Source organism: Paenibacillus tabacirhizosphaerae, from assembly GCF_040812395.1.
In the GTDB taxonomy this organism is placed as follows: Bacteria; Bacillota; Bacilli; order Paenibacillales; family NBRC-103111; genus Paenibacillus_E.
On record NZ_JBFNXH010000018.1, the window covers coordinates 94,900 to 117,839 of the forward strand.

The following is a 22,940-nucleotide window of genomic DNA, read 5'->3' on the forward strand; positions in this document are numbered from 1 at the left end:
CTCCATGGAGGTGGCAATCAGGCTTTTTTTCTTGTGGTCGGGAACGGGGATCAGGTTTATTTGCCTTGTGATTAAACGGATGGATAAGCGCTATCCGATTCCGCGCTGTGAACTTTCACGCTCATCGCCAGTCCCATGGAGATCATGTTGATGAGCAGGGAGGTGCCTCCATAGCTGATAAAGGGCAGGGTAATGCCGGTGAGCGGAAGGATGCCCAGCATCATGCCGACATTTTCAAAAATTTGAAAAATAAACATAGATAGAATGCCGGTAACAATCAGAGAGCCGCTCATGGTTCGGCAGTTGATGGCGATAAGGATCATTCTGTAGATAAGTGTGAAATACAACAGCAGCAACGCAGCCGATCCCATAAATCCAAATTCTTCGGCGACCACAACGAAAATGGAGTCCGAGTAGGAGTAAGGGATGAAGCCGGCATGAACGGAGGTGCCTCTCAGAAATCCTTCCCCATATAAACCTCCGGATGCAACGGCCATTTTGGCCTGCTTGACGTGATAAATTTGATCTTTGGTTGCTTTGCTCGGATCGATATAAGCGTCTAATCGGCTCGCCCAATGCCCGACCCCCCATTTGTCGAGAAGAGGGATAATGGCGTCGTGATAACTGGTATACACGAGTAAAAACAGGGTCAAGCCTCCGACAAAAATAACGGTACCCAGCAAGGTGTGCGTGTATTTCATATTGCCGATCCACAGCATGCCTAGTAATATAGCGACATAGATGACGGCATTGCCGAGATCCGGCTGCATGATGACGAGCAGGAAAGGGACGAAAACGAGACCGAAGATCGGAAGGACGTCCTTTGTTAATCGCAAGGTGTTTTTATTTTTCTGGGAGATGACATACGTGATGGCGATAATGAGGAACAGTTTCATTATTTCTGCAGGTTGTAAATCCAACCCGCCTGGAATCTTATACCATCCCTTAGCTCCATTCTGGACAGCGCCAAAAGCAAAAATGCCAACAAGCAACAGTATTCCCAGGCCATACAGATAAAAAGATGTCTTAAGCAGCGTTCGGTAGTCGAAAAGTCCTGCTGCGAAGAAGGCAAGGAAGCTTGCCGTATAGATGATAATGATTTTGATTGCGCCGATTTGGATCTTTTCATCGTTTAAGGTGGCGCTGTACGTGAGCAAAGTGCTTATGGCTAAAAAAGCGACCATAAGAACAATGATGATGGGATCGAATTTTCTTATGTTTTTGAGCAGCATAATATCCTTCCCAATCCGGATAGACGGATTCATTAATGGCATATACTGTTAATATAGTATAAGGAAGGCGATAAAGTCCATTTCTCCAAGAGCCTGCCGGTTCGTATAAAAAAAGCCCAAATCGCAAGAACGATTTGGGCTTTTTGCTATTGAATGCTGCCGGACACAACGGAACCCGTCGTGAGCTCAGATGTACAGTACTTGCAGCGTGTGGCCTGTACAGGAATATCTGACAAGCAGTGCGGACATGCTTTGGTTGTGGGCGCTTTTTCCTTGGGCTCTTCTTTTTTGCGGAACTTGGAAAGTTGTTTGACGACAAGGAAAATGACAAAGGCGACGATCAGGAAGTCCAGGAAAGTCGATATGAATTGGCCGTAGTTAAAGGTGGCGGCATGAGCTTCTTTAGCTTTTTCCAGAGTTGCATAATGACCGCCGTCTAAAGCGATAAACAATTCATTGAAATTCACTTTGCCCAACAATAAACCCAGAGGCGGCATAATCAAATCGTTCACAATCGACGTAATGACCTTGCCGAAGGCACCTCCGATAATAACCCCGACCGCTAAATCCACCATATTTCCTTTGAATGCAAAATCTTTAAATTCTTTTAGCATGGTAACCCTCCAGAAAACTCGAATTGTTAGCATTGTAGCATACATGTCTGGTGTCTACCAAATATAAGCCTGCTAGTATTCATTTTCATTTTACTAGCTTCTGTCTATAATGAACATCAAGAAATATAACGAGTAATGGAACCAAGAGGGGGTTCTTATGTTCAAACGATTGTCCGGGTTGAAAGATTTGCTGCTGCTGTCCAACATGTCTATGGCGAGAAAATTGATCGTCGTGTTCGTATTTTTGATTATTTTGCCGATTACACTAACGGGTTACGTCTCTTATCAGAATTATTCCAAATCGATTAAGAAAAATACAAGTCTTTATGCGACCCAATTAACGGATAACATTACGAACCGGCTTGATGATTATATCGGCGATATGGAACAAATTTCGCAAATTCCGCTCTATTTGACGTCTCTTCAGCAGCTGCTGGAGGACAGGTCGCAAAGCTTGACCCAGAAACAGGTTGAGATGGAGAACTATATTCGCATTTTGAACAACATTAAGCGGGGAACGAATTCCATTTATATTTTCGATATTCATAATAACAAATACTATACGGTTAGCTCCGGCGGCGTTCGAACGGATTTGGAGGCGCGAGCGGATGAATGGAAGCAGTTGGCGCATGAAGCAGGGGGGCGGTCTGTCTTTCTCAGCACCCAGCAGCTGGCGAATTGGCAGTCAGGCAAGTTTGCTTTTACGGTTATCCGGCAAATTCGCGACTTCTTTACCCAGGAGCCGATTGGCACGATCGCCGTCGATGCGAATATCAGCGTGATTCAGAATTTGGTTCATGATTTGGAGACTGCGGGTGGCGGCAAGGTGCTGATGATTGATGCTAACAACCATGTTATCTATGATACCGAACAGAAACGGATTACGGAACAAATTACGAACGATCCGCTTGTCTTGCAGGCGGTAGGCAAGTCCGGTGATTTTATAACAAAAATTGATGGCGTTAGTTATTTATGCATCTATTCGCAATCCCTTAAAACCGGCTGGAAGACGATTATCCGCATCCCGCTGGGCGAGATTATGAAGGATGCGCTTCAGACACAGAACATTACTTTGCTTGTTACGTGCAGTATTATGGTGTTCGCGCTGTTTATCTCGATCCTGTTGTCCTTCGCTTTGACGAAGCCCATGAAGAGATTAATGCGCTTAATGAAAAAGGCCGAGCTTGGCGATCTTGATGTCAGCTTCAATGTGCAGACGCGGGATGAAGCGGGACGCCTTGGACTGCATTTCAACTCCATGCTGGAGCGCATCAAGGAGCTCATTCAGCAGGTCTATGTAATCGAGGGACGCAAAAAAGAAGCGGAGCTCGCGGCCCTGCAAAATCAGATCAACCCGCATTTCTTATACAACACGCTGGAAACGATTCGAATGACGGCGGAGATCAACGATGACGAAGAGGCGGCTGAGATGATTGCAGCGCTGGGCAAGCTGTTTCGCCACAGTATCCAGAAAGCGAACCGAATCGTTAGCCTGAAACAGGAGTTCGAGCATTTGGAGACGTACATTCAGATTATCAATTATCGGTACCACAATAAATTTCACTTGATACTGGACGATTTTTGGCCTATTGAACACTATCCCGCCATTCCGCTGTTGTTTCAGCCGATTGTAGAAAATTCTGTTGTCCACGCTCAATCGGAGGATGAGAGCAAAGTGATCGAGATTCTAGTGTCCTACGAGATCACAGGGCATATGCTAATCTTTCTCATCCAAGATAACGGAGCAGGCATGGAACCGGATGTTTTGGCACGATTAAATGAGGAGTTGTCGACGGGGATTCCGCGGGAGAAAGCGGACTCGCAGGGCGGCATTGGACTTTTGAATGTGGATGAAAGAATCAAGCTGCAGTATGGGCCTGCATACGGGCTTCAACTGCTCAGCCAGCCAGGTGAAGGCACGCAGGTGATCATGACGTTACCTTATAATCTGTAAAAGTTTATTTTTGTGGAGTGGAGGGCCTTGCATGAGAATAATGATCGTAGACGACGAAGAGAAAATTAGATTAGGCTTATCCAAATTGATCGAAAAAGCTTCTCGCCACTATGAGATCATCGGCATTTACGCGAATGCCGCAGACTGTCTGGAGGCGCTTGGCAGTCAGAAGCCGGATGTTGTGATTACCGATATTAAGATGCCGGGGATGACAGGTCTGGAATTGGCTAAAGTCATTAAGCAGCGCTATGAGGATATTAAATGTGTCATTTTGAGCGGTTTCGGCGAGTTCGAGTATGCAAGGGCGGCCATAGCGTCCGGTGTTGCTGCCTACCTGCTAAAGCCTGTGGATAAACAAGAGCTCTATACGCTGCTTGAAGAGCTTCAAGCCAGTCTACCCAGCGAGAAAGCCACTTCGGGGCCGATAACCAGAGATCCTGTAGCTATCAAAAATTTGCTCATGGGCAAAGTAGATAAGCAAGCAGGAGCTGCCGCTGTGTGCGAGCAGCATCCCGATTTTGCTTATGCGGCGGCCTATGCAGTCATTGTCCTCGTCACAGATACCGGAATGCCGCGCACCGCATTCCGGAATTGGTTGAAGGGCAGCGGAGTTCAACAGTTGGAGATGATTGAACTGGATGCCCGGTCGACAGCGCTGATCGCTGCTTTCGACGAGAGGGAAGAGTCTTCCGTTCATGTATTGGAAGGCCAGTTAATCCACATACTAGCTTTAGAGAGGACGTTTCATGCCTCCGTAGGAATCAGTCGTCTGCTTTCTCAGGTTCAAGATTGGACGGACGGTTATCGGGAAGCGCAGGAAGCGATTGAATATAATTTTTACAGTTTGGAGCGTTCTCCGCTTTCCCTAGCAGAGCATGTTCAGTTTGGCACGCTTCATAAGGTGGAGTCCTATCGGAAACGGGTGCTGGAAAGCATGGAAATCTTCGATGTGCCCGGCGTGGAGCGGCATTTGCGGGAAATGTTTCGTGAAATCGCGCTTATCAAGATTCGGATTCACCATTTGGTGGAATTGGTGGAAACGTTGTTTTATGCCCTAAACAAGGAAGCCGGAAAGCGGCAGGAAAATGTGAGTCAGAACGTTTTCTCCATAGATTGGGGGGCGGAACTCAAGAAATGCTTCACCTTTACAGAAGCCAAGGCTTTGATTGAACTCAGGCTCATAGAGGGGCTTGTACTGCTAATGACCGGGAGAAGCAACCAAGGCAACACGATGATTTATCAGATTAAAAAAATCATCGAGCAGGAATATGCCGAATCCCTTGATCTGAACAGCCTCGCCAAGCGTGTCTTTCTGACGCCAAGTTATTTAAGCAAGCTATTCAAACAAGAGACGGATACAACGGTTATCGAATACATCATTTCCGTAAGGATGAACAAAGCGAAGGAACTGCTGAAGGATCATCTGCATTTGAAAACCTATCAGGTGGGAGAGCTTGTCGGTTACAAGGACCCGGCCTACTTCAATAAGCAATTCAAAAAGGTGGTAGGTCTCACTCCAAAAGAATATCGCGATATTGTTAGCTGATTTGTTAGCATGAATAAATGTACAAGGCATAAAATAGTACAATAAAAACAAAAAAAGTGCATATCAATCTCCTCTTCTGCGCAATATAATAAATATGAAAGCGATATCAATTAGATTTTCAACATTTAGAGGGGGTATTTCAATTGAAGAAATGGCTAACATCTGGTATGGCGTTAGTACTCGCTATGTCCGTAACAGCAGCATGCGGTAAAACTTCGACAGATAATGGATCGACGGCTTCTCCAGCGGCAACAAGCGGTGCGGCTGCAACTGCAAGCGGCAATGCAAACATCAAAGGCAAAATTACAGTCGTAACCAATCGCACAGATTTAGTAGATACGAAGTTCAAAGAATGGAAAGATCAATTTAAGAAAAAATATCCTGCCGTTACGGATGTTGAAGTTGAAGGGATTAAGGATTACACCCCAACAATGAAAGTTCGTCTTTCCACAGGTGAGCTTGGCGACGTAAACATGATTCCTGATGGCGTTCCCAACGGTAAATTGAGCGAGTACTACGCGCCGCTGAATGATCTTGGTCTAAATGACAAGATATACTACTCCGATTGGAAATCAGATAAGGGACAAACATACGGCCTTCCAAGCGCTGTGAATACTCACGGTGTAGCGTATAATAAGCAAGCGTTTGCTAAAGCGGGCATTACATCCTTCCCGAAAACAATGGACGAGTTCTTGGCGGCTTGCGAAAAGCTGAAAGCGGCAGGCATTGTTCCAGTAGCTACAAACTTCAAAGATAAATGGCCGTTGCAAGAGTGGGATACTATCGCAACAGAAATTTCTGGTGATTCTGAATTCCGTGCGAAATTGCCACAGACAGATACGCCATTCGGTCCAGGCACTCCTTATGAAAAATCCCTGACAATCCTGAAAACGTTGATTGATAAAGGATATACAGAAAAAGACCTGATGTCCACAGACTGGGAGTCTTCCAAGAAAGATGTTGCTAGCGGAAAAATTGCGATGTACTTCCTGGGTAACTGGGTTATCAAGCAAATCATTGAAAACGGCGCTAAACCTGAAGACATCGGCTTCGCTCCACTTCCTTATGACAATAGCGGAACTCCGAATGTAAACTTGGGAGCTGATTACACTTACGGTGTAGCAAAAAACAGTAAAAATATCGATACAGCAAAAGCATTTGTCAAATTCATGGTTGAAGAATCCGACTTTGCCGATTATGCCGGAAGCATCCCGCCAATCAAAACACAAGAACCGAAACTGGCGCAATTGAAAGACTTTATGGCTACAAAACCAAAAACTTTCGAAAGCAAACCAGATCCGGATCTTTACGGAAATATCGCGAATAAAGCGCAAATTGATTTCTTCGCTGGCGCTTATATCCAAAAGGTAATTCTTTCAAAAGATTTCAAAGCAGGATTAGATGATCTGAACAAAAAATGGGCAGACGCTAAGAAGGCAGTAGGTCAGTAAATCTAATGACAATACCTCTATCGCGACCGAACAGAGATGTTTGGCCGCGATAGAGGTTTATTCCAATCATTTATTAAAGAAGGGATTGTTATGCTAAATCTAAATTACAAAACGCAGCGTTTGATCATCTTGTCTACGTTTTTGACCATCCCGCTGATTCTGCTTGCGACATTCACGTTCTACCCGGCTCTTCGATTAATTCAGCTTAGCTTCACGGATTGGGACGGCATCAGTCAGTCGTACAAATGGATTGGGATAGCCAATTACAAGGAAATCTTCTCGAACAAAGATATTTTCGGCGTGTTTAGCCACAATGTGTACTATTTCATCGGAGGTATTATCCAGAATATCCTTGCGCTTTATTTTGCCATTATTTTGAACACCAAGATAAAAGGACGTAACATATTCCGGGCCTTCCTGTTTCTGCCGTACATTCTTAACAGCGTAGCGACAGCTTACATGTTCCAATTTATTTTCAATACAGATCACGGTACCTTAAACACGCTGCTCGATGTGGTTGGATTGGGTGCCTACAAGCAAAGCTGGCTCGGAAACACGGATCTTGTGAACATCTCTTTGGCTTCTGTTTCCTTGTGGAAATTCATGGGCTTTAATATGGTTATTTATTTGGGTGTTTTACAATCCATACCCGGTGACCTGTATGAAGCAGCTAAAATTGACGGTGCGAATTCTTGGAAAACCTTGATTTACATTACGCTTCCGAATATTCGAAAAATTATCGAGCTGAATATGTTGCTGACAGTTTCTGGCGCACTTGAAGTTTTCGATATTCCATATGTTATTACTGGAGCGGCGGCGGGAAGCGATACGTTCGTCACGAAGGTAAACGATGTGGCCTTCAGGTTTAATAACATCGGCTTGGCATCGGCGATGGCCATTGTCCTCTTGATCATTGTAACGGTTGTCATTACAGTTCAACGTAAATTTATTTTGCGCGGGGAGGAATAGGAATGAGACATACACTCTCTGCTGCTATTTTAAGCATATTGAAGTATCTTTCGCTTGTGATTGCTCTGCTTACTGTTCTGGTTCCACCTTATGTTGTGGTTGTCAACGCGTTCAAAAGCGCCAAGGAATACGCAGCCTCCAGCCCGTTTAGCTTGCCGGAAAGCTTCGTGTATTTCGCAAACTTCGCCAAAGTGCTTGAAGTAGGAAGATTGGGCCAAGCTTTCACGAATACAGGCATCATTGTCGTTTCTTCACTTGCCATTAACATTATATTAGGCACGATGGTTGCTTATGCGTTAGGGCGTTTCAACTTTAGAGGAAAAGGTTTGATCCTGGGCGCTTATTTAATCGCGACTTTCATTCCGCTCATTACGACGCAAGTAGCTACTTTCAGCATTATTCAAGGCTTGGATTTATTTAATACGAAGAGAGCGGCTATCTTGTTATATGCGAGCACGGACGCGGTTCAAATCTACTTGTATCTGCAGTTCATTAACAAAATTCCGTATTCGCTGGATGAAAGCGCAATGATGGAAGGTGCTTCGCTGTTCAAGATTTATCGTTCGATTATTTTCCCTTTGCTGGGACCTGCTACGGCTACAGCCGTTATTTTGAAAACGATCAATATTTACAACGATATGTACATTCCTTACCTGTATATGCCTTCTCAGAAGTTAGGTGTCGTTTCAACGTCGCTGATGCGTTTTGCTGGTCCGAATAGCGCTCATTGGGAGCTCATTTGCGCGGCCATATTAATTGTTATGCTGCCTACGATTATCGTTTATTTGATTTTGCAGCGATTTATTTTCTCCGGCATTGTAAGCGGATCGGTTAAAGAGTAGAGACTTATCAGGATACCACAGAGACCAAAAGACAAAAGTGATCAAATAGAGATAAAGATAAAATACGGACAGGACGTGTGGATGTTGGATTATATCAATGGCATGACATGGGGCTGGGTAGGAACACGCGGCACATGGAAAAGCGAAACTGCTGACTTTTCGATGGAAGAAATGGCTAAGCTTGGGGTGAACTGGACAGCCATCGCGCTTTCGGCGTTTCAAGATCATCCGCAAGCAACTAGCATTAACTATAAAAATGAACCTACGGTTACTGATGAAGAAGTCGTATGGGCCATTAAGAAAGCGCATGGTTTAGGGCTCAAAGTGTGTTTGAAACCTGTCGTGAACTGTGCGAACGGCGTTTGGCGCGCGCATATCAACTTCTTTGATGTCGATGTGCCTTGTGAGCCAAAATGGAGCGAATGGTTCGCGAGCTACACGGAATTCATTGTTCATTACGCGCGAATTGCTCAGGAAACCGGATGCGAAATGTTATGTGTTGGCTGCGAGATGGTGCAAACCGACCGTCGCGCAGACGAATGGAGAGCGCTTATCGGCAAAGTGCGCGAAGTATACACAGGTGTCGTGGCGTACAACTGCGACAAATACCAAGAAGAGAATGTCACGTGGTGGGACGCCGTCGATGTGATCACCTCTAGCGGCTATTATCCTATTGGCTCATGGGATGAGCGTGTTGCGGAACTGGAAGCCTTCACCGCGAAGCACGACAAACCGTTCTTCTTCATGGAAGCAGGCTGCCCAAGCCGTACAGGTTCGGCTGATCTGCCGAATGACTGGGGGCTTGAAGGCGCACCGAACATGGAAGAGCAGGACGCGTACTACCGCGTCATGTTCGAGAAGATCGGCAGCAAGCCGTGGTTCCACGGTTTCATGCTGTGGGACTGGCCGGCTCAGCTGTACAGCGAGGCCGAGGCTGCAAGCAACGACGATTATTGCATGTACAAGAAGTCGGCTGCGAAGACGATTGAAGCCTTCTATCGTCGTTAATCATTGAAGAAACGGGTGTGCGCTGTGCGCGCCCGTTTCTTTTTTTTACAGAATGTGTGTTAAATCCTTTACAGAACTAAAGCGTTAGGGATACCCATTCTAACACGCCGGAAAGCATGTGTCGTCAGGTTGCGTGTGACGAGCGCGCAGAGCGGAGAGATTCCGCACGCATCGTGGGGTACGAGCATTTGACAGGATGGACGTAGAAGATCCGGAAGTGCCACAGCGGTTTGGAGCATTGAAATACTGCCTCGATCGATCTGCGATAGATCGCCTTTTTGCACGGGTGAGCGGAACGTAGGTGCGTTATGCGGCGGTATTTTCGGTTGTAGGGACATTTTGCGGAACTACCGTGTGTTATGAGCGGGAAATGCTGGGCCTTAGGCACAGTCTCACTCATTTAACGCACGGTAGTTCCGTTTCAGGGGGAGAAAAGGGACGTTGCCGTGGAATAAGGCATTGTAGTTCCGTGGATATCGCTGTGCATGGGGAATTGGCGGTCCGGCAGTATCTCCTCGGTTTTCTTGCGAAGCTTGCGGAGGCGAAATGTACCCGGAATCTAACAAAGGCATTCATGGATATGAATTCCGAATCGAGTTTCATAAGCTTTTATTATTCAACACGCCCTAAATTATGGTATATTTTACTAATGAGTCCCGCTATAAGAAGGCACTTTATAGCGGTTTAGCAACCTTGACGACAAAGGAGCAATGCGGACAATGAGTAATAGAATACTGCCGGATCCCAACGAATCGCCTTGCCATTATCGGCGCGCGCTTGAATTGGTTGCTAATAAATGGACAGTTCTGATTTTCTATGGGCTGGAGAGCGGAATAAAACGATACAGCGATTTAAAGAGGCAAATCGAAGGCGTGTCGCAGAAAATGCTAACTCAAACGTTACGACAGCTGGAGAGGGACGGATTAGTCAAACGTGTCGTGTATCCAACCGTTCCCCCGACAGTTGAATATTCGTTGACCCCCTTGGGTGCAACGCTTACTGAGCCAATGAGAGTTCTGCACCGATGGACCGAGGCTAATTATGATTCGGTTTTACAAGCGAGAAACGAATACGATCAAGGAAGTTTCGAGGACAACGAAACGCTGCACATGTAGAAGTTTCATGAGTAGTGGGAGCGTGAGTCATGGCTGATGCGGTCAAATAAGGAAAAGGCCGCCTACGAAAGGCAGCCTCTTTCAAATAACCGGCAGGGGTCTTCGCTTACCCCTGAAACCGTTCAATTACTTCAAAACACGCACGGCTGTTATGATAGGGGCATTTCCATGCGTTCACCTTCTGGTGGTCGGCGTAAGGAACGCGATCCTTGGAAAGTTTGCCGAACCACTCGCCGTGTTCGCGATCAATGACGGCCGTCTCAATGAAGTTCCATGCCTTCACCGCTGCTTCAAGAAATTTTGCATCGCCTGACAATGTGTAGGCGTTCACGAACCCGACCACGGCCTCGGCTTGCGGCCACCAATCCTTGTCGGTATCGATGATGTTGCCGTCGCCGTCAGCTTCGTTCCATACGGCTCCGTCTGTGTCCAGGCCATGCTGGTACACGGCTTCAGCCATGTCCAAGGCCACTTGCTTGACGGCTGTGATGACATCCTTATCGCCCAGAATGTGAGCAGCCTCATCAAGCAGCCAGCTGCCCTCGATGTCGTGACCGTAAGAGATTTCATGCGAGTTCACATGCCATGCTGCGTCGAAATAAAGCGCGAAGCTGCTTTTCGAATGGTCGATAATCCGTTCGACCGTCACTTCGATAATTTCCTTCAGCTTGCCGCGCAGATGCGGGAAGTCCCATGCGCGAAGCAGATTGGTATAAGCCTCCATAATATGCAGATGGGAGTTCATGGTTTTGGCATCATTTTGTGTGTAAATGTTAAATCGGGCATCGCCTGTTTGAACAGACCAATCTTGAGCGAATGCTTCCAGATAGCCTTTATGAACGGGATCATAGCAATAGGCTTCCATCTCGGCGTATAGCTTTTTTGACCGTTCGAGCGCTTCGGCTGAACCCGATGCCAGGTAATACTCCGACAAGCCATACAACGTGAAAGCTTGACCGTAGATATGTTTGCGCGGCTCCAGTGGCTGCCCGGTATAGTCGACAGACCAATAATAACCGCCGTAGACAGGGTCGTAGAAATAAGTGGTTAAGTACGTATAAGCGCGCTCCGCCAATTGCAAATAACGCTCATCTTTAAACAAGCGATAACCTTTGGCGAATGTCCACAGGATGCGGGCGTTAAGAACGAGTCCTTTGGGAGCCTCGGCTTGAATAGTCATATCGCTGTCAATAGCGCCTAGAAAGCCGCCGTGCTTGTGATCAATGGTATGGTCTCCCCAGAACGCAAGGATGGAGATAAGTTCTTTTTGCATATTGTCGGATAAGGAAGTTTTTAGGGTCAAAATATCGGTCATAATGGGGCATGTCTCCAATCTTTTTTGGTAGGTACGCGAATGGTATAGTGTATTCTTGTTGTGCTATGATAATATTATACTAACAGTTATTATGTAACCAAATTATAAACTCCATGCTAACGAAATGAGTGAACGATCGTGTCGCAAAAAATTACGATGCAAGATATCGCGGATCGACTTGGTGTGTCCAAATATGTTGTATCCAAGGCGCTTTCCGGTAAATCTGGCGTGAGTGCCGCAACCCGGCAGCGCGTCATGCAAATGGCGGGGCAACTCGGATATTTGGCCCAGAAGAAGCCGGCCCTTATTGAATTGGATCAGGATAAACGATGGAACTTCAAAGGGACCGAAGAGGGGCGGAGCACGGTGCTTGTGCTTATGCCCAACATAAGGCACCAGACGAAAGAATCCATGTACTGGGGCAAAATTCTCGATGGCATCTCCAAGGAGCTCGAGAGCAAAGGCGCCGATATGCTGACACTAACGTTGAATTCAGCGGAGGGGCTGAATGGCAGTTTGCGGCCGCAAAGCTTGGCCGGCGTTATCGGCGTCGGGGAGATATCCCGCCCGCTGCTGCTGGAAGTGCATCGGCTTGGTCTGCCCCTGGTGCTGCTGGATCATGATGATCCGTTCATTTCTGCGGATCAGGTGTTTGCGAACAATCGCGACAGCGCGTATCGCGTCGTCCAGTATTTGCTCGGCCTCGACCATCGCGCCATCCAATTCGTAGGGAACACCGCTTTCTCCAAAAGCTTTCGGGAGCGGTGGCACGGATTTCGCGAAGCGCTGGAGGAGGCCGGCATCGCTTATAACCCAGAGCCGTTCCAGAAGCTGCTGCATCTTGAGGATCTGGAAGCCCAGATCCAGGAAGAACAGATTCGCGAAGCGATAAGGCCTCATCTCGGGCGTACGTCGCTGCCATCCGCGTTGGTGTGCGCGAACGACCGCATTGCGTACTCGGCCGTGAATGCGCTCCGTTCACTAGGGGTTTCGGTGCCGGACGAAGTGTCCGTTACAGGGTTCGATAATATCGAACCCGAATATCCGAACACCGCCGAGCTGACCACGGTGAACGTAACGAAAGAGACGATCGGCAAGCGCGGCGTGGATGTGCTGTTTTGGCGCATGGCCAACCGCGACTTGCCTGCCGAGACAATTCTCATCCGCGGCGATATTATTGTAAGGAAATCCGCGCTCTCGCCGCGCATTCATGACTTGCCGTACGTGAACAACCCGGCGAATGTATAACCGACAATGAACCCCTTGCTTTGCCGTAAACGATAACGGCAAGAAAGGGGTTCTTCGTTTTGACGAATGCTATATAGCTCCAGCATGAATTGCATGATGCTATCCGAAACGCATGTCAACCATCGGCACATAAGAACCTTCCTTCTAGAGGATGAGTTTCCAATGTCCTGATGCTAACATAATCAGATAACTGAATCAATAATTTTCATAACAAACACAAGATATACTAACAAATAGCTAAAATATCCAATTTACATGACTTAATCGAGAATTTTTATTTTGCCCATAACAGTTTCCAATGCTTCGCTCAAAGCCTCATGATCCTCAGGACTTCCAATCGATATCCGCAAATGCTCAGGCAAATTCCAGCCGCCGCCATAGCGAACGATAACCCCTTTTTTCATTAACTCGTCATACACGTTTTTGGCATTCCGACCGAATTTCGCCAAGACGAAATTGCTCATGCTCCTCGTAAAAGGAATACCTAACTTCGCCAAGGTTGCATACAACTGTTCTCGGACCTGCGTATTCATGCTGCGTGTTGCTTCAAGGTGAGCATCGTCTTCCAGGGCAGCCACCGCCCCGACTTGCGCCAAGACATTTACATTGAAAGGCTCCTTGACCTGACGGATGCTCTGAATAAGCGAAGGTGCTGCAATGCCATAGCCAACCCGAATGCCGGCTAAACCATAAATTTTGGAAAAGGTTTGTGTGACCATGATTGGGTATCCCGAGCGAACGAATTCCAAGCCGTCCGAGTAATCGTCCGAAGTTACGAAATGGCTGTAAGCTGCGTCGAAAATGACAAGAATACGAGGCGGCAATGCATCCAGCAGCCGGTGTAAATCATCGCGCTTCAAGTAAGTGCCCGTTGGATTGTTCGGCGAGCAAATATAGAGCAGCTTGGTTTTCTTGGTCACAACGGCGAGCAAATCCTCAACGTTGTAAGCATAGCCATCTCGTAGAGGCACTGTGATGACGCGGGTTCCCATGAGATTGGCGCCGAATTCGTATTCGCTGAATGTGGGGGCGGGCACGATAATTTCATCCTCGGGTTCCAGAAACGTTTCTGACAACAGGGTAATAAGCTCGTCAGCGCCATTCGTCACGATCACGTGATCGGCAGTAACCTTCAATTGATTGGCAAGCGCAAGCCGCAGATCGACAGTGTCTGCATCCGGATAGCGATGGATCTCTCCAAGATAGGATTGGATGGCCGCGATGGCTTTGGGAGAAGGGCCTAACGGATTCTCGTTTGAGGCAAGTTTGGTAACTTTGTCGATGCCGAGCTCTCGTTGGACTTCCCAGATCGGCTTGCCCGGAGAGTACGGCTTCATGACCGATAGGACCTGGCGGGGTTGAATGGTTTTGAAATCAGTATTTTTCATGGGTAGTCTCCTTATTCGTTTAATTCTTTAGTGCGATAATTAAATAATACATTAACGCGTTAACATAGTAAAGATAAATGTGAATAATTCCCTATTCTCGCTTTTAACGGGCATAGTATAATAGGAAAATAATGAGAATTAATAGAGAGAAGGATCGCCGCATGTTGGGTAAAATAAGGTTCGGTATTCGCTTGAAAATAGTGCTCGGTTATGTGTTCATTATCATGTGTTTGGCGATCTCTTTTACTTTAATTAGCAATCAGGTCAGATCCATGATGGAAGATCGCAATTTCATTATGGAGCATGATTTTGCCGTACATGATGAGGCCAATCGCATCGAGAAATTTGTCATGGATATGGAAAGTGCGCTACGAGGTTACTTGCTCACCGGAGACACCGCCTACCTGGAACCCTATAAAAATAGCGAGTTGAAATGGAGAGAATCCTACAACAGTCTTAATGTTCTTATTGCTGATAATTCTAGTCAACAGCGGAATCTTGAGCTCATTAAAGTATCAATCGAGCACTGGATCAAGCAGGTTAGCGAGCCCTCCATTACTATGAAAAAGAAAAATATGGCGGCAGATATTTTGAATCTGTATCAGGCTAATCCCGGCAAAGATGATATCGAAGAAATCCGTTCCCAATTCGAGACATTCCGCACGATTGAGAAAGGGCTTACGAAGCAAAGAGCCGAAAACCTGGATGCTCAACATAAAGAGTTAAGCAACTCCTTAATTGCTATACTGGCAATTGTGTCGATTTTCTCTTTGACCCTTGCTTTATTGATTTCACAATCAATCGTTGGAACGATGAGGCAGGTGTCACGGGCAATTCTCAAGATGGCCTCATCCAAGGGGGACATGTCACATCGTGTCCATGTTAATCGTAATGATGAAGTGAAAGATCTTGCCGATGCGACCAATATCCTGCTGGAGAGTCATGAAGAGATCCAGTGGCAGCAGACGAAATTAACGGAACTTGTCAGCATGCTGCAGGGAATCGCTGATTTGGAATCTTTGGGCAAAGCCTTTATTTGCAAAGCGGCGGATCTGTTGGCTGCCTCCTATGGGATCTTCTATCTTCGTATGCAACAAGAGAGAAGTATATTCATGCAGAAGCTGGCTTCGTATGCGGCAATGGGGGATAGCGAAGACCTAGGGGTTTATCGGTTCCGGATCGGTGAGGGCTTGGTTGGTCAAAGCGCCGTTACAAAACGGATGTATCATATGACCAAAGTGCCGGATAATTATATTTCCATCTCGTCGGGGTTAGGCTCTGCGCAGCCGCAAAGCATTCTCATCGTACCGGTTCTGTACAACAATGAGGTCATCGCAGTTATGGAATTTGCCAGTCTAGATGTATTTACACCGCTTCAACTGGATTTGCTTGACGATATACTCGAAGTTCTGGGCACGATCATCCACAGTGTTCAGACACGGGTCGAAGTGGAGCGGCTGCTTAGAGAATCGCAAATGATGACCGAAGAATTGCAAACACAGGCGGAAGAACTGCAGACTCAGCAAGAAGAATTGCGCATCACCAATGAGCAATTGGAAGAGCAGAATCGATGTGCAGAAGTGAAATCGAAGGAGTTGCAATTGGCGAAAATATCGCTGGAAGAGCATGCAAAGCAATTGGAGATGAGCTCGAAATATAAGTCGGAGTTTCTAGCGAATATGTCGCACGAACTTCGAACGCCGCTTAACAGCGTATTGGTCTTGTCCCAAATGTTAGCGGAGAATGGACGCGGCACATTAACAGATGAAGAGAAGAAATACGCGCAAGTCATTCACTCAGCGGGCAATGACCTTTTGCTATTGATTAATGATATCCTCGATCTGACCAAGGTTGAAGCAGGCAAATTGGAAGTTCATATTAGCGGTGTGGATTTGACGGAGCTGCCTAATATTCTAAGAAATCAGTTTGAGAAAGTAGCCGACCAAAGGGCGATTGCTTTTACAATCGAAAGCGACCCGCTTGTGCCTGAAATCTTTCATACGGATGAGCGGAGGCTTTATCAAATTATAAAAAATTTGTTGTCCAACGCTTTCAAGTTTACACATGAGGGCTATGTGCGTCTCCAGCTGGCGATGTGTGATCCAATGCAAGCAGCTATACTTCTGCCCAGCACGGTCGGCATACCGGTACTGGTTATCTCTGTAAGCGATACGGGCATTGGAATCGCCAAGGAAAAGAGCGAATTCATTTTCGAGCCGTTCCGTCAAGCAGACGGCACGACGAATCGCAAGTACGGCGGGACCGGTCTTGGTTTATCGATTAGCCGTGAGCTTGCTGCCTTGCTTGGCGGCTGTGTGCATATGGAAAGTGAGGAAGGCGTAGGAAGTACCTTCACACTTTACGTGCCTTCGCTGGATAGGGAAATAAGCGAATTTTACGCTGTTCGGAAGGAAGCGGCAGCAGCCTACACGAAATCGCTAATTCATGAGGATCAACCTGTAGACGATTCAGACCGTCCGGGAGAAACCAACGCTTTTAAGGGAAAAAAAGTGCTCGTAGTTGATGATGATGTGAGGAATGTGTTTGCCCTGACTAATGCGCTGGAGAATGAAGGGATTTCGGTCGTCGTGGCGCATGATGGTCAAGAGTGCATGGACATTTTACAAGAGGATGAGGCGATAGATCTGGTGCTCATGGATGTCATGATGCCAGTGATGGATGGGTATGCAGCCATGCGGTTGATCAGGAAAGATGCCCGGTATGCCGAAATCCCTATCATTGCGCTCACCGCCAAAGCGATGAAACAGGATCGGGAAATTTGCCTCGAGGCAGGGGCCTCCGATTACATTAGCAAACCGCTTCATCTAAACCAGTTGTTTTCATTGATGAGGGTATGGTTAACCAAGTAGGGGAAGGCGGAGCAATGGTGATTTCAAGTAACCCGGAGTTTTCAGTGGAATTCGAGGAGGCAGCGGAGCTGGAAAGAGAATCGTTAGAAATCGATCTGCTGCTAGAGGGCATTCATCGGATGTATGGCTATGATTTTCGGAGCTATGTGCGAACATCGATCCGTCGCCGCATTCAGAATCGCATGCGTTTAGAGAAGCTGCCGACGATTACGGCCCTATTGGAAAAAACGCTGCACGATGAGCAGGTAGCCGGGCGATTAATGAAAGATTTCTCGATCAATGTGACTGAAATGTTCCGGGATCCCAGTTTTTTTCGAGCCTTCCGCGCCAAAGTAGTCCCCCATTTGAGGGAGCTTTCCGATATCCGAATTTGGCATGCCGGCTGCTCATCAGGTGAAGAAGTGCTGTCCATGGCGATTTTGCTTGAAGAGGAGGGGGTGCTTCATAAAGCGCGCATTTTTGCAACGGATATGAATGAGGGCATCATTGAAAAAGCAAGAACGCGAGCGTACCCGCTAGGGCGGATGCAGTGTTATACGAAAAATTACTTGCAAGCTGGGGGAAACCGTGAATTCTCCGGCTATTATGTAACCGATGATGAGCATGCCTATTTTGATGCTTCGTTAATGAGGCATGTCACTTTTTTTCAACACAATCTTGTTACAGATCGTTCCTTTAACGAATTTCACGTCATTTTATGCCGGAATGTACTTATCTATTTTAATTTATGGTTGCAAAATAGCGTGCATGAGCTTTTCCGTGAAAGTCTCAGCTCTAACGGCTTTTTGGGACTGGGCAGCAAGGAGTCTCTCACTTATGTCGATTCATTTCAGCAATATGATGTTTTCGATGCCTGCGAGAAGATCTATAGAAAAAGATAATGGACAAACAGCCCTCTTCGAGCGAAGAGGGCGAAAACGGGAAGTGCTGGAGTGGATTACCCGAGGGTCGGCGAATAGTGAAATTGCCCGGCTTTCGATTTAGTGCCATGAATGATTCACAGTATTTATTTCTTCAAATCCAAGCGCACATCACGGCCATCATCGGGGATCGATAATGTTTTGCCGGCAGCTTTCAATGATTTCGCATAATTAACCCATGCATCCAACATGATGGCGCCATCTTTCCAGTCTTTGACTTGACCAAAAACGGTGAAACCGTCGCCGTTGCCTGTTGCCATGAAATCGTTGGTTGTCACTTTGAACGTACGGCTTGTGTTGAACTTGCCATCCACATAAACCGGCGTGCCGTCCAAGAGCGTAATTGTAGCATATTTTTGACCATCAGGCTTTGTTGCATCCCACTCTACTTTCAAACCGGAGAACTGAATCGCCGGAAGTTTCGAGTATTTATCTGTTACTTCCATCGCTGTTTTGATCTGCTCAGCCGTCATCGTGCCCGTTACATTGTAGTTGCCGAAAGGGAATACTTCGAACATTTTACCGTAAGTCAAATCGCCTTTGTCCAGATCAGCGCGAACACCGCCAATGTTGGTGAATGCAACATCCGATTTCTCAGAAGCGCGCATGGCATCGGTAATGCTGTTTCCAAGCTGGGAAGCGCCATCGCGTTCAACACCGCCATTTGCTGCGAAACGGAACGATTTACGTGTAAGCGGCTCTGCAACCACGACTTCAACCTCACCGGATTTTACAGCGATTTTTGCTTTGTAGTCCTCAACGGTTTGATGAATCTTCTCGTCAGCCGTCGTTAAGTTCGTGTAAGTTTCAAGCAGGCTGGCATTGGAGGAAACCACTTTCTTTGTGGTTTTATCAACGAATAATTGGATGTGACCTACTGCGTACAGCCAGCTTTGCGCCTCGACAACCGGGATGCCATTCACAATGCCGGAAACGCGCATATGGGAGTGCCCGCCAACGATAGCATCGAGAGTGCCGTTTCCTGTCCCGTTCGCCAGATCAGCCAGCTCGCTAATGATTTCTTGCGATTTTTGGTTTTGTTCACCTGGCAAATGGGAGGTCACCATGATGATGTCTACGCCCTTTGCACGCAATTCCTTGGACAATTCTTTGGCTAAAGGAATCGGATTTGCGAAAGTAAGGCCCTCAATATTCGTAGATTTCGTTGTCGTCGTCGTTTGTGGTGTTGCGAAACCGATAATGCCGATTTTGAGACCTTCCTTTTCTACGATTACGTATGGTTGCGTCCAATCCACGCGTTTACCGGTTTTATCTTCAATAATGTTTGCGCCTAGAATAGGAAATTTGGCTTTCTTGATGTTGCCGATCAGAACGTCGCGCCCGAAGTCGAATTCGTGGTTGCCGATTGCAGCTGCATCGTATTGAACTTGCGCCATCGTGTCCATCACGGATTGACCATTGGTTGTATTGGAAATCAACGTGCCTTGCCAAGCATCTCCGCCGTCAACAACAACCGTTCCTTCCGGATTTACCGCACGGAAATCAGTTACAATCCCGCCCAGCGTCTCAATCCCCCCTTGACCTTGGTTTCGTTTCTTATCGAAGCCGACTTCGATTTTTCCGTGAATATCGTTAGTCGTCAAAATATCTACAACTTTAAAGAGAATCGGTTTCAGTGCTTTGGCCACTTCATCGCGAGTTACTTCCGCAGTTGGATTGAAGTTTCCATCCAATGTCGGAGAGAAAATACCGCTAATAACCGCATAAGCAACATAAGGGCGAGATTCTTTAGCAATGGAGAGGTTATCTTTAAAATAGTTAAGCACATTCTCGTTCACTTTGGGCAATTGGCCGCCAGTTATGGCTTTAACAATTAATTCTGCTAGTTCTTGACGCGTTACAGGTGCATTCGGATGGAAAGAGCCGTCCGCGAAGCCGCTGATGAGTTTAGCTGCAACCGCGTTGGCAACAGCTTGCTTTTGCCAATCGGCCAGATCGCGGAATGCGGCTGTCCCAAGATCCGCTGATTTTAACTTGGCGGCGCGGTTAATCATCGTGACGACTTCTGCGCGTGTAGCTGCCTGAGCGCCGCGGTAATCCGTGTCTCCGTAACCTTCAACGGCGCCCTTATCGACCGCGAGCTGCATGTCGGACTTTGCTTTAGCGGAGGAAACTGGAGCCGGGGTCTCTGCAGAGGCTAAGCTGATAGTAAATGAGCTAGTAAGAACAGTAACAAGGGCTAAGGCTGTAAGGCGCGTCTGGAGTGACTTTTTCATGGTTCTTTCATTCCTCCTTATTAATGGAACGGCGGTAAATTTTTCCCACTATTAAGTATAAGGAGATTGGTAGATTTTGAGAAGTTAAGATATCAATAATTAGACTTTACAACAAAAAAAGCCACTACCCTTCCAAAGGTTAAGTGACTCTTCGCTCTGTATGAATTTCAAAATGATAGATTGTATTGCGAGTCAATACTCGGAAATCAGGACCGTCTTTATCTATCGCTTGCACGCTGGTAGTTTTGAAGGGCACATATTTCTCAATACCGGATAGAACCATAGAACACCCGACTTCAGTCGGCTTCATTTCGCGAAAAAGCTGTCCCTGAATTTCGTCAAAATCGAATCGCTCTGAACGATGCTTGGGGGTAATGCCATCCACTTCATAGATTTGAAGAAGCTTTAATAATCTCATTTATGTAACCTCCTAAGCGCTTTCCCCGCTTTCCCGCAGGAAAGACAAACATCGCAAGCATATGCTGAGTTTTCACTTCCTCTAGTATACAACGGTTTTGAGCCAATGGCGAAATTTGCGCGGTACCCAATACTTACTAATCTAACTGCTGGTGAAGCACACCTAGCTCTTCTTTTCCTTTTTCGATACAATGGAAAGAGATGAATAATTAGGAGGAAATGGATCTATGGCAGTTTTGAAAATGGAGCATGTCGGCGTCATGGTCGCAAACTTGGAAGCGTCAATTGCGTTTTATGAAAAGGTGATCGGTCTGAAGCACAAAGGTACCCTCCTGCATACGAATGGTGTGATTCGCCTTGGTTTTCTAGGGTTTGATGTCCATGGCGAAACGGAAGTCGAGTTGATTGAAGGCTACAACGCCGGGTTACCGCAAGAAGGCAAGGTTCACCATCTCGCTTTCACGGTCGATCATGTGGAGACGGAGTTTGCGAGAATCAAGCAATTACAGGTCGAACAGTTGGATGAAGCGATTACGACACTCCCGAATGGCTCAAAATATTTCTTCTTCAATGGGTTAGACGGGGAACGGATCGAATTCTTTCAATCTACTCGCTAATCCGTATAAATGTTGCTAGACTTGGGCATCCTTTTACTAGAGTTGAAGATTCTAGTGAAGAGGTGCCTTTTTATATGCAAAAGTTCTGGTTCTTCTCTATTTTATGGATTGCGATTACCGGCCTTATTTTTGGATGGGTTCGTCATGTAGAGGCTCACGATGAGCAAGATGCGCTGCGTCTTCTTCGCACTGCAAAACCCTATATGATGGATGCAAACGGCATAACCTTTAAATATACAGGGTATTACGGTACCTGCGATGGATCGGATGCGCAAATGCTGCAAGCAGGAAAGCAACTGTCTCGAGCCTTCGGATTGCCGGAAATCAATACATTGAGCGAATCTAATGCCCATCCTGTCTATCATGTAAAAGAAGCGGGTGTAACACTAACTGTTGCTAGCCCTCAGGGGCAATCTGGCTGCTATATGGTTCTTCGATTAGATGCAAATCAGGATAGCGACTCTATTAAAATGACGAATTGGCAAGGGGAAGCAAATTTACAGCTTCAGCATCTCGGTATTCAAGGCCAGTGGAATGTTATGGTTCAAGGATATGTAGCTCCGCAAATGCTGGCTGACCATAAGAATTCTGCTGCGTTATCGACAGCTATAGCCAAAGATTTTAACGCAAAAATCGTGGAAAGCTATAGTGACCAACATACTGTCAGTGTATCGCTTGCATCTAACGAGTTTGAAGCTTCTATAAAAAGTGGAAGTCAAACTGTAAATGTACAAGTTGCTCTTCACCAAGAATCGACTACAGGAATGTGGCGGCTAACGGTAGGTACTCCCGTGATAACAATGGAATACTGAGAATCAGCATGGGGATGCCGTTCCGGGCATCCTTTTTACTTGCTCTGGGAATAATGTAGGAACAATCAAAACAATTGAAATTTTACAACATTTCCAAAGGGGTTGTAATTGTACTCGTATCGTGGTACATTATTCCTCGTTGTCCTGAAAGAGCAAACGACACACGAGTAAAAATGTGGGACTTGCATTCGATCAACAGATTATGATACGATGTTTTTCTGGCAGAAAACGACAAAAAATGACAAGAAAAAAGTGCTTGCAATTGATGTCGAAGCTGTGGTACATTGTAACTCCGGCCGTGAGAGCGGGACGGAAAAACGAAAGAAATTGTTCTTTGAAAACTGAACAACGAGTGAAGAAGCACGAACGAGCAATCGTTCAAAAA

At 46.5% G+C, this 22,940-nt stretch carries 18 protein-coding genes; 12 read left to right on the forward strand and 6 right to left on the reverse strand.

The window, feature by feature from the left end; translation table 11 throughout:
* Window positions 1–71: 71 nt before the first annotated feature.
* Window positions 72–1,232, reverse strand: coding sequence for an FtsW/RodA/SpoVE family cell cycle protein (locus tag ABRS97_RS23745; protein ID WP_367817971.1), 1,161 nt, complete (start codon window positions 1,230–1,232; stop codon window positions 72–74).
* Window positions 1,233–1,378: 146 nt separating this feature from the next.
* Entirely contained in the window at window positions 1,379–1,846 is a 468-nt protein-coding gene (gene mscL, locus ABRS97_RS23750; protein ID WP_367817973.1) for a large-conductance mechanosensitive channel protein MscL, read from the reverse strand.
* A gap of 157 nt (window positions 1,847–2,003) precedes the next feature.
* Here mscL and ABRS97_RS23755 point away from each other — a divergent pair, with 157 nt between their 5' ends.
* The 7 genes from ABRS97_RS23755 to ABRS97_RS23785 all read left to right on the forward strand — a co-directional run bounded on the left by ABRS97_RS23755 (window position 2,004) and on the right by ABRS97_RS23785 (window position 10,731).
* Window positions 2,004–3,800: a sensor histidine kinase gene (locus ABRS97_RS23755; RefSeq protein ID WP_367817975.1), complete on the forward strand. Its 1,797-nt coding sequence runs from the start codon at window positions 2,004–2,006 to the stop codon at window positions 3,798–3,800.
* A 31-nt stretch (window positions 3,801–3,831) separates the two neighbouring features.
* Window positions 3,832–5,346, forward strand: coding sequence for a response regulator (locus ABRS97_RS23760; protein WP_367817977.1), 1,515 nt, complete (start codon window positions 3,832–3,834; stop codon window positions 5,344–5,346).
* Window positions 5,347–5,489: 143 nt separating this feature from the next.
* Window positions 5,490–6,797, forward strand: a complete 1,308-nt coding sequence (locus ABRS97_RS23765) for an ABC transporter substrate-binding protein (RefSeq protein WP_367817979.1) — start codon at window positions 5,490–5,492, stop codon at window positions 6,795–6,797.
* A 90-nt stretch (window positions 6,798–6,887) separates the two neighbouring features.
* Window positions 6,888–7,766 (forward strand): carbohydrate ABC transporter permease, encoded by an 879-nt coding sequence (locus ABRS97_RS23770; protein ID WP_367817981.1) that lies wholly within the window; start codon window positions 6,888–6,890, stop codon window positions 7,764–7,766.
* 2 nt (window positions 7,767–7,768) lie between these two features.
* The gene (locus ABRS97_RS23775) at window positions 7,769–8,608 is read left to right on the forward strand and encodes a carbohydrate ABC transporter permease (protein WP_367817983.1); all 840 of its coding nucleotides are present in this window, start codon (window positions 7,769–7,771) and stop codon (window positions 8,606–8,608) included.
* A gap of 81 nt (window positions 8,609–8,689) precedes the next feature.
* On the forward strand, window positions 8,690–9,616 hold the full coding sequence (locus ABRS97_RS23780; RefSeq protein WP_367817985.1) for a glycoside hydrolase family 113: 927 nt from the start codon (window positions 8,690–8,692) through the stop codon (window positions 9,614–9,616).
* Between the two features lie 719 nt (window positions 9,617–10,335).
* On the forward strand, window positions 10,336–10,731 hold the full coding sequence (locus ABRS97_RS23785) for a winged helix-turn-helix transcriptional regulator (protein WP_483312493.1): 396 nt from the start codon (window positions 10,336–10,338) through the stop codon (window positions 10,729–10,731).
* Between the two features lie 106 nt (window positions 10,732–10,837).
* Here the strand turns inward: ABRS97_RS23785 and ABRS97_RS23790 are convergent, their stop codons facing one another.
* Complete coding sequence (locus ABRS97_RS23790) at window positions 10,838–12,046, reverse strand: AGE family epimerase/isomerase (protein ID WP_367817989.1); 1,209 nt, start codon at window positions 12,044–12,046, stop codon at window positions 10,838–10,840.
* Window positions 12,047–12,184: 138 nt separating this feature from the next.
* Between ABRS97_RS23790 and ABRS97_RS23795 the strand changes: the two genes are divergently transcribed.
* Window positions 12,185–13,294: a LacI family DNA-binding transcriptional regulator gene (locus ABRS97_RS23795; RefSeq protein ID WP_367817991.1), complete on the forward strand. Its 1,110-nt coding sequence runs from the start codon at window positions 12,185–12,187 to the stop codon at window positions 13,292–13,294.
* A gap of 260 nt (window positions 13,295–13,554) precedes the next feature.
* Here the strand turns inward: ABRS97_RS23795 and hisC are convergent, their stop codons facing one another.
* Complete coding sequence (gene hisC / locus ABRS97_RS23800; protein ID WP_367817993.1) at window positions 13,555–14,682, reverse strand: histidinol-phosphate transaminase; 1,128 nt, start codon at window positions 14,680–14,682, stop codon at window positions 13,555–13,557.
* Window positions 14,683–14,843: 161 nt separating this feature from the next.
* Here hisC and ABRS97_RS23805 point away from each other — a divergent pair, with 161 nt between their 5' ends.
* Both ABRS97_RS23805 and ABRS97_RS23810 read left to right on the forward strand, forming a co-directional pair.
* Window positions 14,844–17,552, forward strand: a complete 2,709-nt coding sequence (locus ABRS97_RS23805) for a CHASE3 domain-containing protein (protein ID WP_367817995.1) — start codon at window positions 14,844–14,846, stop codon at window positions 17,550–17,552.
* 14 nt (window positions 17,553–17,566) lie between these two features.
* Window positions 17,567–18,433 carry a CheR family methyltransferase gene (locus tag ABRS97_RS23810; RefSeq protein ID WP_367817997.1) on the forward strand — a complete coding sequence of 289 codons (867 nt, stop codon included), beginning with the start codon at window positions 17,567–17,569 and terminating at the stop codon, window positions 18,431–18,433.
* A 125-nt stretch (window positions 18,434–18,558) separates the two neighbouring features.
* On the opposite strand, the gene ABRS97_RS23815 is transcribed toward ABRS97_RS23810, so the two are convergent.
* The gene (locus tag ABRS97_RS23815) at window positions 18,559–20,709 is read right to left on the reverse strand and encodes a 5'-nucleotidase C-terminal domain-containing protein (RefSeq protein ID WP_367817999.1); all 2,151 of its coding nucleotides are present in this window, start codon (window positions 20,707–20,709) and stop codon (window positions 18,559–18,561) included.
* A gap of 139 nt (window positions 20,710–20,848) precedes the next feature.
* Window positions 20,849–21,127 carry a hypothetical protein gene (locus ABRS97_RS23820; protein WP_367818001.1) on the reverse strand — a complete coding sequence of 93 codons (279 nt, stop codon included), beginning with the start codon at window positions 21,125–21,127 and terminating at the stop codon, window positions 20,849–20,851.
* A 226-nt stretch (window positions 21,128–21,353) separates the two neighbouring features.
* On the opposite strand from ABRS97_RS23820, the gene ABRS97_RS23825 reads away from it, so the two are divergent.
* Both ABRS97_RS23825 and ABRS97_RS23830 read left to right on the forward strand, forming a co-directional pair.
* A complete protein-coding gene (locus ABRS97_RS23825) occupies window positions 21,354–21,743 on the forward strand; it encodes a VOC family protein (protein ID WP_367818003.1) in 390 nt (129 codons plus the stop codon).
* Between the two features lie 74 nt (window positions 21,744–21,817).
* The gene (locus tag ABRS97_RS23830; protein ID WP_367818005.1) at window positions 21,818–22,555 is read left to right on the forward strand and encodes a YwmB family TATA-box binding protein; all 738 of its coding nucleotides are present in this window, start codon (window positions 21,818–21,820) and stop codon (window positions 22,553–22,555) included.
* Window positions 22,556–22,940: the final 385 nt, after the last annotated feature.

Excerpts from the sequence above, each read along its gene's own strand:
- ABRS97_RS23760 (WP_367817977.1), top strand. The coding sequence starts at position 3,832 with ATGAGAATAATGATCGTAGACGACGAAGAGAAAATTAGATTAGGCTTA.
- ABRS97_RS23815 (WP_367817999.1), bottom strand. The coding sequence starts at position 20,709 with ATGAAAAAGTCACTCCAGACGCGCCTTACAGCCTTAGCCCTTGTTACT.
- ABRS97_RS23820 (WP_367818001.1), bottom strand. The coding sequence starts at position 21,127 with ATGAGATTATTAAAGCTTCTTCAAATCTATGAAGTGGATGGCATTACC.
- ABRS97_RS23790 (WP_367817989.1), bottom strand. The coding sequence starts at position 12,046 with ATGACCGATATTTTGACCCTAAAAACTTCCTTATCCGACAATATGCAA.
- ABRS97_RS23830 (WP_367818005.1), top strand. The coding sequence starts at position 21,818 with ATGCAAAAGTTCTGGTTCTTCTCTATTTTATGGATTGCGATTACCGGC.
- ABRS97_RS23780 (WP_367817985.1), top strand. The coding sequence starts at position 8,690 with ATGTTGGATTATATCAATGGCATGACATGGGGCTGGGTAGGAACACGC.
- ABRS97_RS23770 (WP_367817981.1), top strand. The coding sequence starts at position 6,888 with ATGCTAAATCTAAATTACAAAACGCAGCGTTTGATCATCTTGTCTACG.
- ABRS97_RS23810 (WP_367817997.1), top strand. The coding sequence starts at position 17,567 with ATGGTGATTTCAAGTAACCCGGAGTTTTCAGTGGAATTCGAGGAGGCA.
- ABRS97_RS23825 (WP_367818003.1), top strand. The coding sequence starts at position 21,354 with ATGGCAGTTTTGAAAATGGAGCATGTCGGCGTCATGGTCGCAAACTTG.
- hisC (WP_367817993.1), bottom strand. The coding sequence starts at position 14,682 with ATGAAAAATACTGATTTCAAAACCATTCAACCCCGCCAGGTCCTATCG.
- ABRS97_RS23745 (WP_367817971.1), bottom strand. The coding sequence starts at position 1,232 with ATGCTGCTCAAAAACATAAGAAAATTCGATCCCATCATCATTGTTCTT.
- ABRS97_RS23775 (WP_367817983.1), top strand. The coding sequence starts at position 7,769 with ATGAGACATACACTCTCTGCTGCTATTTTAAGCATATTGAAGTATCTT.
- ABRS97_RS23805 (WP_367817995.1), top strand. The coding sequence starts at position 14,844 with ATGTTGGGTAAAATAAGGTTCGGTATTCGCTTGAAAATAGTGCTCGGT.
- ABRS97_RS23755 (WP_367817975.1), top strand. The coding sequence starts at position 2,004 with ATGTTCAAACGATTGTCCGGGTTGAAAGATTTGCTGCTGCTGTCCAAC.
- mscL (WP_367817973.1), bottom strand. The coding sequence starts at position 1,846 with ATGCTAAAAGAATTTAAAGATTTTGCATTCAAAGGAAATATGGTGGAT.
- ABRS97_RS23785 (WP_483312493.1), top strand. The coding sequence starts at position 10,336 with ATGAGTAATAGAATACTGCCGGATCCCAACGAATCGCCTTGCCATTAT.